Annotated in this window: 11 protein-coding genes; all 11 read left to right on the top strand. The window is 44.9% G+C overall.

The genetic code is table 11. From position 1 onward, the window contains the following. Positions 1-10 precede the first annotated feature (10 nt). The 11 genes from cysD (at position 11) to ML541_RS03435 (ending at position 12,723) form a co-directional block, all read left to right on the top strand. On the top strand, positions 11-808 hold the full coding sequence (cysD, locus tag ML541_RS03485; protein ID WP_243370875.1) for a sulfate adenylyltransferase subunit CysD: 798 nt from the start codon (positions 11-13) through the stop codon (positions 806-808). Positions 809-817: 9 nt separating this feature from the next. Beyond that, positions 818-1,285 (top strand): four helix bundle protein, encoded by a 468-nt coding sequence (locus ML541_RS03480; protein WP_243370872.1) that lies wholly within the window; start codon positions 818-820, stop codon positions 1,283-1,285. After that, entirely contained in the window at positions 1,282-3,081 is a 1,800-nt protein-coding gene (locus tag ML541_RS18950; protein WP_243370870.1) for a GTP-binding protein, read from the top strand. Before ML541_RS03480 ends, ML541_RS18950 begins: the two co-directional genes overlap by 4 nt. A gap of 78 nt (positions 3,082-3,159) precedes the next feature. Further along, entirely contained in the window at positions 3,160-3,972 is an 813-nt protein-coding gene (locus ML541_RS03470) for an ABC transporter permease (RefSeq protein WP_243370867.1), read from the top strand. 458 nt (positions 3,973-4,430) lie between these two features. Then, complete coding sequence (locus ML541_RS03465; protein ID WP_243370864.1) at positions 4,431-5,207, top strand: hypothetical protein; 777 nt, start codon at positions 4,431-4,433, stop codon at positions 5,205-5,207. Between the two features lie 344 nt (positions 5,208-5,551). Next, complete coding sequence (locus ML541_RS03460) at positions 5,552-7,627, top strand: FkbM family methyltransferase (RefSeq protein ID WP_243370863.1); 2,076 nt, start codon at positions 5,552-5,554, stop codon at positions 7,625-7,627. Positions 7,628-7,704: 77 nt separating this feature from the next. Continuing rightward, positions 7,705-8,703, top strand: a complete 999-nt coding sequence (locus tag ML541_RS03455) for a hypothetical protein (RefSeq protein ID WP_243370862.1) — start codon at positions 7,705-7,707, stop codon at positions 8,701-8,703. A gap of 18 nt (positions 8,704-8,721) precedes the next feature. Beyond that, complete coding sequence (locus ML541_RS03450; RefSeq protein WP_243370860.1) at positions 8,722-9,444, top strand: sulfotransferase domain-containing protein; 723 nt, start codon at positions 8,722-8,724, stop codon at positions 9,442-9,444. Positions 9,445-9,456: 12 nt separating this feature from the next. Then, positions 9,457-10,425, top strand: coding sequence for a glycosyltransferase family 10 (locus ML541_RS03445; protein WP_243370859.1), 969 nt, complete (start codon positions 9,457-9,459; stop codon positions 10,423-10,425). Beyond that, the gene (locus ML541_RS03440; protein WP_243370856.1) at positions 10,422-11,474 is read left to right on the top strand and encodes a glycosyltransferase; all 1,053 of its coding nucleotides are present in this window, start codon (positions 10,422-10,424) and stop codon (positions 11,472-11,474) included. Before ML541_RS03445 ends, ML541_RS03440 begins: the two co-directional genes overlap by 4 nt. A 73-nt stretch (positions 11,475-11,547) precedes the next feature. Further along, positions 11,548-12,723 carry a glycosyltransferase gene (locus ML541_RS03435; protein ID WP_243370853.1) on the top strand — a complete coding sequence of 392 codons (1,176 nt, stop codon included), beginning with the start codon at positions 11,548-11,550 and terminating at the stop codon, positions 12,721-12,723. Positions 12,724-12,756: the final 33 nt, after the last annotated feature.

The raw sequence follows: 12,756 nt of genomic DNA, 5'->3' as shown, positions 1-12,756 counted from the left end.
GGGGTAGCAGATGAAGCATCTGGAAGAGTTGGAAAACAAATCCATATATATATTGCGTGAGGCTTATAAGAATTTCGACAACCTCTGCATGCTTTGGTCGATCGGCAAGGACTCTACGGTAATGCTCTGGCTGGTGCGAAAGGCGTTCTTCGGCCACTGTCCGATCCCGTTGGTCCACATCGATACATCCTATAAAATAAAAGAGATGATTGCCTACCGGGACCGGCTGGCAGAAGAATGGGGGCTGACTCTTGTCGTGGGGCAGAATAAGGATGCCTTGGAGGCCGGCATGAACCCTGCTTTGGGGCGCATGGAGTGCTGCACTGCCTTGAAGACTGAAGGGTTGCGACGCACCCTTGCCGATAAAAAATACAACGGGGTCATCGTCGGTGTCCGTTCAGACGAAGAGGGGACGCGGGCAAAGGAGCGATACTTTTCTCCAAGGGATAAAAACAACGACTGGGACTTCCGTGATCAGCCACCGGAATTGTGGGACCAGTTCAAAACCAAATTTGAGCCGGGGACCCATGTCCGGATACATCCTCTTTTGGACTGGACCGAGATCAATATCTGGGAATACATTAAAAAGGAAAGTATTCCGGTGATTCCGCTCTATTTCGATCAAGGCACCGGCCAGCGCTACCGCAGCCTTGGCTGTGCACCCTGTACCGGTGCCATTGAATCGACGGCGGGAAATGTTGACGAAATCATCGAGGAACTGCGTAATACCAAGGTGGCAGAGCGGTCCGGGCGCGCCCAGGACGCCGATCGCGGCATGGAGAAACTACGCAAGGACGGGTACATGTGAAGGCAGTGGATGGTGGATGGTGGATGGTGGATGGTGGATGGTGGATGGTGGATGGTGGATGGTGGATGGTGGATGGTGGATGGTGGATGGTGGGAAAGAAGGATCCTTATTGGGGCGGGAAAAGTGAAAGATTATAAAGAATTAGATGTCTGGCAGCGCTCTGTGAACCTTGCTGTATCTGTATATGGAATATTAGGCCAGTTCCCGGTGGAGGAGCGTTTTGGTTTGGCAGATCAGCTGAGAAGATCTGTTATTTCTGTTGCTTCTAATATAGCAGAGGGGGCGGGCAGACAAGGTAACCGGGAATTTTGCCAATTTCTATCGATTGCCGCCGGCTCCATCGCTGAACTTGAAACCCAGCTTATTATTGCACAAAAGCTGGGCTTTGCTGTCGATATAGATTTGCTGCTAGCCGAAGTTGTGATTATTCGAAAGCAGCTCAACTCGCTCCAAAAAGCACTGAGAACTGAACCGTGACAAATACATCAGTATTACCATCGACCAACGACCAACAACATTTTACCGTTGTTTTCGTAGGCCACGTGGACCATGGCAAATCGACCCTGCTGGGCCGCATCTATGCCGACACGAATTCGCTGCCGGTGGGGCAGCTGGAAAAAGTACGGGCGATTTGCGAGCAACAGGGCAAGACGTTTGAATATGCCTTTCTTTTCGATGCCTTCCTTGAAGAGCAGGAGCAGGGTATTACCATCGACACGGCCCGGACCTTTTTCTCCTGGGGTAACCGACAGTACATCATCATCGACGCACCGGGGCACAAGGAATTTCTCAAGAACATGATTTCGGGGGCTGCACGGGCCGAGGCCGCGGTACTCATTATCGATGCCGCCGAGGGGGTTGCCGAGCAGTCGAAGCGTCACGGCTACTTGCTGAGTCTGCTGGGGATCAGGCAAATAGCCGTCGTCATCAACAAAATGGACTTGGTTGGCTACGACCATCATGTGTTCGATGCGATTGCAGCCGAATATTCCTCCTTCCTCAAAGAGCTCAACGTCGTCCCCCGGCAGTTCATCCCTGCCAGCGCCAGGAACGGGGATAATGTAGCGGTCCGCAGCGAGGCCATGCCCTGGTATGATGGCCCCACCGTTCTCGAGACTCTCGGCATGTTCGAGAAACTACCTGCTGGAGAAAGCATGCCCTTGCGCTTTCCGGTGCAGGATATCTACAAGTTCGACGCCCGCCGGATCATTGCCGGCCGGGTTGCGGCAGGGATGTTGAAGGTCGGCGACAGCTTGGTCTTTTCCCCATCGAACAAGACGGCGGTCGTCAAAACCATCGAAGCATTCAACGTCCCCCATTTGCCCCTTTCCGCGGGAGCAGGCAAATCTACGGGTTTTACCCTGGACGAGCAGATCTTCATTGAGCGGGGGGAAGTCGCCTCACTGAAGGAGTCGCTGCCCGAGGTAACGGACCTTTTTCGTGCCAATCTCTTCTGGATGGGTAAAAATCCCATGACCCCCAACCGTCGCTATCTGTTGCGCCTGGCGACACGGGAAGTGGAAATGGAGCTGGCCGAGATCCACCGCATCATCGATGCAGGCAGCCTCGACCCGATGGTGGCCAAGGAACAGATTGACAGGAATGACGTTGCCGAGGTAACCATACGTACTAAAAAGCCGCTGGCGCTGGATCGGTTCTGCGATTGTGACATCACCGGGCGTTTCGTCATTGTTGACGGCTATGATGTGTGGGGTGGCGGCATTGTTACCCAGGTGCTGGATAACGAGCAGGAGACCTTCCGACGGGAGGCCCGGCAACGGGATATCGCCTGGCGCCGCGGCGAGGTTCAGCTCGGGGAGCGGGTACAGCGCAACGGACACAACCCGGGCATCATCTTATTCACGGGGGAAAGCGGCACCGGCAAAGCCCGTCTTGCCCGGCACCTGGAACGGCGGCTTTTCGACAGCGGCCGGCAGGTCTACCTCCTCGACGGCAAGAACCTGCTTCTCGGCCTTGGTTCCGATGTGACCGAGCAGGACAAGGAAGAGATGGTCCGGCGGTTCGGCGAGGTTGCCCAAATCCTGCTAAGGGCGGGGCAGATCGTCGTTTCCACCACCAATACCTTTGCGCAGGCGGACCACCGGATCATCAGTACCTTGGTCTACCCCCACCAGGTCATTTCCGTGCACATGTCCTTCACCAAAGGAGAGGTGCCGGAAAAAACCGACCTGCATTTCCTTGAATCGGACGACCTGAAAAAAGCTGCCAAGCAGATAGTGGAGAAGATGGAGGAGATGGGGGTACTGCTGTAAAGGCCGTGAATGGTGAATGGTGACGGGGTAAGGTTTTGACTTTGAATATGAGAATATAGAATATAGAGGAAAAAATAGATGCAAGCATTAAAGATGTTCAGTAATTTCATTACCGAGTTGTGGTCGCGGCGGCACATGATCATTGAACTGGCCAAGCGGGACTTCAAGACCAAATATTTGGGCTCCTACCTGGGCATGGTCTGGGCCTTCGTTCATCCCACCATATATATCGTCATCCTCTGGTTCGTCTTCCAGGTTGGCTTCAAGTCCCAGCCCCAGGCGGACTATCCCTTTGTCCTCTGGATGATGTGCGGCATCATTCCCTGGTTTTTTTTCAGCGAGTGTCTGCAGAGTGCGACCATGTCCATCATCGATAACAGCTTTCTGCTCAAAAAAGTCGCTTTCAGCATCGGCATGCTCCCCATCGTCAAGATCCTTTCCGCCTTGGTTATCCATATCTTTTTTATCGTCATGGTCTTCATCATGTTCCTCCTCTACCGTTTGCCGATCACCCTGCACAGCCTGCAGGTCTTCTACTATCTCTTTGCAACGATTGTTCTGCTGCTGGGCCTTTCCTGGCTGACCTCTTCCCTGGTTGTTTTTCTGCGCGACGTAGGGCAACTGGTGAGCATGATCCTGCAGTTCGCCTTCTGGATAACCCCCATCTTCTGGTCGGCCAAAATCCTCCCGGTCAAGTACATGAACCTGGTCAAGCTCAACCCGGTCTATTACTTGGTAGAGGGGTACCGGGAGAGCTTCATCTACAAGACCTGGTTCTGGCAAAGCCATTACATGCTTACCCTCTATTTTTGGGTAGTGACTGGCGTTATTTTTGTGCTGGGGGCAGTGGTGTTCAGGCGGCTGCGGCCGCATTTTGCGGATGTGCTTTAGAAGCGGTGATTGGTGAGGAGTGAGGAGTGAGGAGTGAGGAGTGAGGAGTGAGGAGTGAGGAGTGAGGAACCTGTTATTTAACGGTTGCCTGTTTGTTTTAACAACCTCGCACAATGCATGAAATTTTTTGTCCCCACCTAAAGACCCCCAGCTATCGGCCTTCGACCATTAAATGATTTTTGGCTTCTATCTTGCACACATCAAATCGTTCATTTGAGGATTTGAATTTTAATGTGAGTGGGTATCTTAAGACTATTTACTTTATCTCCGGATGTCCTTGTTCTGTCTGAGGCAATAAAGCGGCAAAGGTAATTATGCGTGATAAGGAAACGAAAAGGTGTGGCTCAACAAGCTTTTCACTTTACGCGAAATAAAGAAATAAACCGGTCAAAACACACAGCTGGATGTTCGGATCAGAAAATCTAAATCAAAAGGCACATAAACAGGAGGCAAAGAACATGAAAAGTTTACGGCAGAAAATGGTAGCAATGGCTGCAGTGGTTGCAGTTTCTGGGCTGATGATGGCTTCGGTGGCAGGGGCGGCGGATAAGTTGATTGTTAAAGATTCTGCAGGGGCTAACACGGTTTTTAGTGTTAGTGATAGCGGTGTAGTGGGTGCTGCTTTATGGGATACCACCACTGCTTCCCCTCTTGCCAAATTTGGTGTCGGTACGTTAGCTCCGACTTCTACCCTTACGGTTGTTGATGAGAAGGCTGGTGGGGCTCGTGGTCTCGCAGTTGGTGAGTATGAATCCAGTACCAATGCAGCGATGCTCGTTTTCAGAAAGTCACGTGGTGGTTACGGGGTTAGTAAACAGACACCTGCGCAACAACTCGACTATGTCGGCGCATTCCATGGTCAGGTTTGGGATGGTTCTTCTTGGCTAACGACTGCAACAATTAACTATTACATAGAGGGTGCGGTATCTACAGGGGTTGCGCCACAAGCCTTGCTGTTTTCAACCGGTACTACTCCTGCGGCTAAAGTTGCTCGTATTTATATAGGGTCAGATGGCAAAATTTCAATGGGAAATGGTTCTAGTGCCGCCACAATCTCAGGCAATGGCATTCTGGATATGAACGCAGATGCAGTTCGACTTCGGCAGTCAAGAGTTCCAGCGAGTTCCACTGCGGCTTGCAATCAGGGTGAAATAAGCTGGGGACCTTCCTACGTTTATGTATGTGTTGCAACAAATACATGGAAAAGAATTGCCTACGACACTGCAGCTTGGTAATTGCGTCGCATCAAAAGTGATTTGTATTTAGTTTTACTGAGGAGGGGCGGCTACGAAAGTGACCGCCCCCTTTTTATTGCTAAAAAGAGGTCGAAGGACAAGGTTAGTAGCTAACTTCTACGGAGGCGGGTGCAGCAAGTAACTTGTTGTGCCTGTGATATTTATTAGGTAAAATGCCAGATGCTTATTGATGAAGTCACTGTAGGGTAATGGTAAAACGCTTACTCTTGTTCCCTCAGTAAGTGCGTAGCTTAATAATAAAATAACACTCTAAGCAGCCATGTTTATGGGAATTGAGGCTGAAAATGGGGAGAAATGGATTGTAAGCTATTGGAAATACAACGATGAACGACGATATAGCCATTAAGGTAGATAACCTTACAAAGGTTTACAAGCTTTACCCAACACCTCTCGATCGTTTGAAAGAGTCCCTACATCCGTTTCGGAGAAAGTTCCATACAGACTTTTATGCCTTGAACGACGTCTCCTTCAACGTCAATAAAGGTGAGACAGTTGGGATTATCGGTAGGAATGGGTCAGGCAAATCTACCTTGTTGAAGCTCATCACTGGAGTGCTTACCCCAACTAATGGAAGTATATGGGTGAATGGAAAGATATCTGCGCTACTTGAACTTGGCGCTGGATTTAATCCAGAATTGACTGGAATTGAGAATATCTATTTTAACGGTACTTTCATGGGTTATTCAAAGAGGGCGATTGACGAGAAACTTGATGATATTCTCGCATTTGCCGATATTGGAGGGTTTGCTCGGCAACCTATTAAACTGTATTCGAGCGGAATGTTCGTTCGGCTTGCCTTTTCACTCGCTATATGTGTGGAACCGGATATCCTCATTGTTGATGAAGCACTTTCTGTCGGAGACATCAAATTTCAGCGTAAATGTTACTCAAAGATAGACGATCTCAAATCTGCAAATAAAACGATTTTGTTTGTATCTCATTCAACAGCGGTGATGAACAACCTCTGTGATGAGGCTATGCTGTTGGATAAGGGGAACCTGATAAGGGTTGATGAACCCAGAGTTATAAGTAAGATGTACCACGAGCTTGTTTTCGGAGAACAAATAGACAAAAGTGAAAGGGAACATCTTCCTTCTGCCACAAGCCACATGACCTCGCAGAGAGAAAAACTCAGGAATCAAGCTCTTGACCGTTTATCTAATCATCAGACTGAGCATGCGCCACAGGAACTAAGGCATGGAAATAGAAAAGCCGAAATAATAGATTTCGGCATATTTGACCTCAATGAAACTCGTGTGGCCAACCTTTCAAGCGGCCAGAACTATAGCTTCTGTTCAAGGGCCTTATTCTACGAAAGTTGTGACAAGGTTTTTGCCTCATTTGTCATACGAGATGTTCAAGGAGTGGAACTTTATTATAGCAATACTGAAATATTGCACGTTGATGTTCCCTCGCAAGTTGCAGGAGATATCCTTGAGATTCGTGTTAATGTGACGATGTGGCTTGCTAGTGGCGATTACTTTTTATCTTTTGCCATTCTTGATCGTGAAACATCTGACTTTCTAGATAGAAGAATGGACGCGTTTCACTTTAAGGTTACTTCTGACAGTATTACTTGCGGTGGATACGTGAATCTTGGCAGTGTTTTTGAGATAAAACCTTTGTTCAAGGTGGAGGTGGGTGAAATTATGAAGCCTGATCAACAACAACATACATACTACTCACAACATGGGGAGGATGTTATCTTAGATCAACTGTTCAATAGACAAAAGAACGGTTTTTTTGTGGAGGTCGGATGTATTGATGGCAGACGCTTCAGTAATACTCTTTGTTTTGAGGAGAGGGGCTGGTCTGGACTTTGTATCGAGGCTCATGCAGATTACATTGATTTGCTAAGACAAAACAGGCCAAAAAGTATAATTTGCCATTGTGCTGCTGCTGAGGGCGACGAGAATGATGCAATCTTTTATTCTAACTCGCGAGGAAGCCTGTCGACGCTAGACTGTTCAAAGGAAACTTTTTTTAAAGACAAATATGGAAAATGGTTTACTGGGTTTGAAAAACAAAAAGTTCAGAAAAGAAGACTGGACTCTCTATTTAAAGAGTATAGCATTAATAAGATTGATCTCTTGTCGCTTGACATAGAGGGATATGAAATAGAGGCCTTGAAAGGCATTGATTTTAACCTCTATAGGCCGAAAGTGTTGGTAATTGAAGCTGAAACTAAAGAGGCTGAAACAACTATTGAATCTATCATGGTTTCACATAACTATCACAAATTTTACAAACTGCATCAGAACCTATTTTTTATAGCTAATGAAGTTGAACATTTGTTGGATGGGTTTCATAAAAAGCAAATTTATGCTAATGTCACTCATACGCAACATCCCTTAGATAAGGATGGGGACGCTCTCATAACTGTCAGCTTGAGTACATGATCACAATTTTATTAAATCAGCATGAACTGTTATTTATATAATACCGTAAAGTCAATATATAAAGGCTGAATACCATTATGGGAAATAAACTTAATAATTCAAAACCAAGTTCTTCTTTCAGAGTTTTTGCGACTACAGTCAAAAGGGGTGAAGCCAACCCTGAGATGACGGGTTTCCTTTTGGAAATTGACTGGGCCAGAAACTGTGTCATTCGTCAAATACCAATTCCTATGGATACAACTAATCCGTATTGGAACTCTCGTGGGGGGAACAGAGGTGGTAGAGGCATTGTGGCCACCAAAACAAAATTGTTTGTGGCTACGGCAACATCAATACTGGTATACAACCAGAATTTGGATCAGATTGGAGAGATTTCCCACCCCTACTTAGCAGGACTACATGAGCTGTTCATTGATCATGATGGTATCTGGGTAACGTCAACTGTACACGATTTAGTTATGAAGCTTGATTTCAACGGTGCAATCATCGACACGTGGTGGGGAAGTGAGAGCCTCCTCCTTCAAAAATATTTCGGTTTTTCAGGCCGTGAACTAAATCTGTCCATGAGTTTCCCAGAAGCCACGTTCGAGAAGCAATATGACGAATACTGTAAAGATGAACGTTTGCATATCAACTCTGTCTTTGCACAAGAAGGGTCGGTGTATGTCTTATGTAATAGAAAGAACGCTATAATTAAAATTAGGCCTTTGCCGGAAGAAATAATTATTGTCGATAATGAACTCCACTCACCTCACAACCTTATAATCACCTCAGAAGGGATTGCTGTTGTTAATAACACTCAAAAGCAATCAATTAATATCTATGACCTGAGGCAATATAGATTGTTGACGGAGATTGGTACAGGCATCTTTGATCAGTCAGAATCGGAACAGTTTGCCAGCTCTGGTTGGCAAAGAGGTCTAGCACCTGTAAAAGACTCTATTTATCTCGTTGGCACATCCCCAGCTGCCATTTTTGAAGTGGATATTTCAACAAATAAAATAGGCCAGATATGTCATATAGATAGTGACGTTAGACACTGTATCCACGGACTTGCAGTGACAACTGATTTTTGATGATAATTAGGGATCGTAATGATTAATATTGCTAAGATACTGTTAAGCTTGACTTCTGAGCAAGCAGAATCAATTGAAGGGTCTCTTGCCATTACCGATAAACAGGTTATAGAAGAGTTTGTCAATAATCAAGACAATACTTTTCTTGTTAGCTTTCCTCGCACAGGAAGTCATTGGCTTCGAATGTTAATGGAAAAATATTTTAGGCGTCCTTCTTTGATCAGAGTTTTTTACTATTCAAATGTCACAAGTTATCTCACACTTCATACTCATGACATTGATTTGGATATTGAGCGGTCAAATGTTATTTACTTGTACCGTGATCCTATAGATACAGTGTTTTCTCAACTCAGTTATTATAGTGAACCAACAGATGATCAATCTCGAATCATTCATTGGTCTGATCTTTATGGTCGCCACTTGGATAAATGGCTATACCGAGAACGATTTACAAAATCCAAAACAGTTGTGACGTACCATGGGTTGAAACATAATATGGCAGGAGAATTTACAAAAATCACCGATCACTTTGGTGCCAGTTTGGACAAGGACAGGCTTAGTTCAATTGCCAATAGAATTACAAAGACTGAAGTCAAGCGGAAGACTCTCCATGATAAACAGGTTGTGCAAATAACATCGACATATGAAACCAACCGCCAAGACTTTAAAAATAATTATGGTAGCTTGGTCTGGGACTGCGTGCTCCAAAAAAGAGACTACCTGACGAAGTACTTTCCATAAGCAGACAAACCAATGACACTCGTGCGAATAGTCAAAGATTGGGAATCTCCTGACTTATATCGTCAAACGCCGGGGCACACTGGCCGTTGGGGATCTATCGACTTCACCCTGGCGCCAGTAGCGAAATGTGATTACCTTGTCATACTCAATTGTCCACCTAAAGATTCAACCGTAACAGTAAAATGTCCTTCTGGTAACATTTGGGCCATTATGCAGGAACCTCCAAATGAAGTATGGAAGCCAATGCATGCAGGAGTTAATGAATATAGTCAGATCTTTACTCAAGACATTGACCTTCGTGGCAGACGTTATATTCACAGTCAACCTGTCCTACCATGGCATGTCGATAAAGATTTTGATTTCCTTGTAAAATTTAATGTGCCTACGAAGGACCGTGCCCTCTCTTGGATTACAAGCAACTATACCTACTGGGAGGGGCATCGGAGCCGAATGGCTTTTTTAAACCAGATACAAGAGCATCTTAACTTTGACCTTTACGGAAGGGGGTTCAAGTGGATAGATGATAAATGGGCTGGCCTTGCACCGTACAAATACTCTTTAGCAATAGAAAACTTTCAGAATGCTTACTATTGGAGCGAAAAAATTGCCGATTGTTTTCTCGCTTGGACCATGCCAATTTATTTCGGTTGTACTCGGATCGAAGAGTATTTTCCAAAAGAAGCTATGATCATCATTGATATTGCAGATCCTTCTTCAGCAATTGAGCAAATTCAATCGGCGATCAGCTCAAATCTTTGGGAAAAAAGAATTGATGCAATAGCACATGCACGCGATCTTGTTCTTAACAAACATCAAATTTTCCCTTTTATAGCCGAAGCAATCATGAAACAATCACCACCACTCCTAAAAAGAGTTAAAATTTCCTCCACTACAACAATCAAAGGTTATAACCGCATTCCTCCTATTAACGAGACCAGTTTGTTGTGTCGCATTAAAAGCATGTGCACGAAATTGATATGAGAGCATCTGTAATTATTTGCACATATAACAGATCAGAATTTTTGAAACAATCCATTCTGTCAATTTTAGTTCAGGATTTCACTGAGAATGAATTCGAAATTGTCGTGGTTGATAATAATTCCACAGATTGCACTAAGCAGGTGGTTGACCAATTTATCGAATCGAACGCGAATGTGAAATACGTGTTAGAACCACGCCAAGGCTTGTCCTTCGCCCGGAATACTGGCATAGATGCAGCTAGAGGCGAGATAGTCATTTTTACTGATGATGATGTATTGGCAGGCAAAGAGTGGTTGTATAATATGATGAAAGTCTTTGATAATCTTGATGTGATGGGGGCTGGTGGTCCCCTACGGCCGGTTTGGTTGGCACCACGACCAGACTGGCTACCTGACGAACTGCTCGAACCTCTAACGATAAGCGAATTCCCTTCAGCACATGAAATAGGAGAATTCAAATGGCCGCACTATCCATGGGGCGCTAACATGGCGTTCCGCAAAGATATCTTTGCGGAGGTTGGTAAATTTGCAACAGACCTAGGAAGGATAGGGGATCGACTTCTTTCAAATGAGGAACTGGAACTTTATGCAAGAATTGAATCTAGTGGTAAGCGCATACGCTTTGCTCCTAACGCTGTGATTTACCATAAAGTTGTGCCTGAGAGACTCAAAAAACAGTGGTTTTACCATCGGCACTATTGGCAAGGACGATCCGATGCAGTTTTTGATGTCCGAAAAGGAGAAAGCACGTTAACTAAAGCCAAGCACTGTGTTGGGATAATTTCAAAAGCTCCAAACAACAATTTCACAGAACGGTGTCGATGTCGTTGGGCGAAAGGCTATATTCACCAACTCTTGCTAGCTAACGCAGAGCCTTCTATTCTTCAAATCCGAATTTTAGAGGTGATTTTTTCACAGGGTTCGTTGCTTTCAAACAAATTAAAAAGTGATTTGCCTGGAGCAATGCCCTGTATCAGCACTCAAAGAAAATCCTTAGCTTGGCAGATTACAAGGCCACTACGCTCGTTGAGTAAGCGTTTGCTTTTTTAACAAGTTATAATTGCCTACAAAAGTGCTAACCTTCCTGTATTATTCCGGAATATAACTAGCATAGAATATTATCTTGGAATACCTGATCAAAAGGATGAGCAAGTTGTTAAAAAAAAACATTATTTACTTTAGCAGATTTTACAATGACCCGGGTGGAAATGGAGGAGATAGAAGAACAGCTCAAATTTGTCAGATGCTTTCGCCTCTTGTTTTTACATTCATCAGCATGCACGACAATTCTTACGCTCTTCCATCTTGTAGCAATGTTTTAATGTCTAATGGAACAAGCCTGTTGCAGAAAGTAATTAGGAGTGCCTTCAAACAACATGTCACTTACTATAAATACAATAAGTGGAGCGACAGATACAGAGATAATGTTCTTTATTTTCATTCTCAATCTAGATCATTTATTAAGGTTATAGAAAAACTTAAGCCAAGCATACTTCTCGTTGACGATCCAATTTTTTTAGCTCCAGTTGTCTATTATGCTAAATCAAGGAACATACCTTTAGTTGCATTTTGCCACAATCTGGAAAGCTTAAGCCGCGAGCAGGTCGAATACAAATATCAAAAATACATGTTCAATTATGAACTTAATCTTCTCTCGATGTGTAGATTGGTAGTTACTATTTCAAGAGAGGAAACGTTCCTTCTAAAGAATTTTGGGCTGGATCCTGTTTTCTACCCATACTACCCAGTCAGTGATACTGTCAGGCGATTTCAGAAAGTAAGGGAAAAAAGGCAAAAGGCAAAAAAGTCAAATTTCCTTTTATTTGGTAGTGTTGGTAATCTCCCGACGTTGGATGGCATGAAAAGGCTACTTTGGGCATCAACTCAAAATAACAATATGGGACTACACAATGACCAGTTGATAGTGACGGGCTACGGCACGAATATGTTGTTAAATTATGTTACCGATTCACGTGTCCAAATTCGCGGCCAGCTATCTGACAATGAACTGGATGAAATTTTGGCCGAAACAAAAGGTTGCATTATCTACCAAGAGAATGGTTCCGGCGCTTTAACAAAAATTCCAGAGTTACTTATTGCTGGTATTCCGGTGATAATCAATTCACATGCTGCGAGATCACATTACAATCTGCCGGGTGTGTTTGAGTTTCCTACATTTGAGGGGTTGCATGAGCAGCTTAAGGCTGCTGCACGCGATGACCCAATGCCCAATGCTTTACCTAAGCCGGACACAGTATATTTGCATAAGCGAATGGCGGAAATCATAAGCTCGATTTAACTGAGATAAAAGTTGCCAGTGAGGATAAGAAAC

The organism is Geotalea sp. SG265, assembly GCF_022808985.1.
In the GTDB taxonomy this organism is placed as follows: Bacteria; Desulfobacterota; Desulfuromonadia; order Geobacterales; family Geobacteraceae; genus Geotalea.
This window is presented reverse-complemented; position numbering and strand designations above follow the sequence as displayed.

Bases quoted from the DNA above. Each gene is read 5' to 3' on its own strand.
- cysD (WP_243370875.1), top strand. From the start codon at position 11: ATGAAGCATCTGGAAGAGTTGGAAAACAAATCCATATATATATTGCGT.
- ML541_RS03480 (WP_243370872.1), top strand. From the start codon at position 818: ATGGTGGATGGTGGATGGTGGATGGTGGATGGTGGATGGTGGATGGTG.
- ML541_RS03470 (WP_243370867.1), top strand. From the start codon at position 3,160: ATGCAAGCATTAAAGATGTTCAGTAATTTCATTACCGAGTTGTGGTCG.
- ML541_RS03465 (WP_243370864.1), top strand. From the start codon at position 4,431: ATGAAAAGTTTACGGCAGAAAATGGTAGCAATGGCTGCAGTGGTTGCA.
- ML541_RS03460 (WP_243370863.1), top strand. From the start codon at position 5,552: ATGAACGACGATATAGCCATTAAGGTAGATAACCTTACAAAGGTTTAC.
- ML541_RS03455 (WP_243370862.1), top strand. From the start codon at position 7,705: ATGGGAAATAAACTTAATAATTCAAAACCAAGTTCTTCTTTCAGAGTT.
- ML541_RS03450 (WP_243370860.1), top strand. From the start codon at position 8,722: ATGATTAATATTGCTAAGATACTGTTAAGCTTGACTTCTGAGCAAGCA.
- ML541_RS03445 (WP_243370859.1), top strand. From the start codon at position 9,457: ATGACACTCGTGCGAATAGTCAAAGATTGGGAATCTCCTGACTTATAT.
- ML541_RS03440 (WP_243370856.1), top strand. From the start codon at position 10,422: ATGAGAGCATCTGTAATTATTTGCACATATAACAGATCAGAATTTTTG.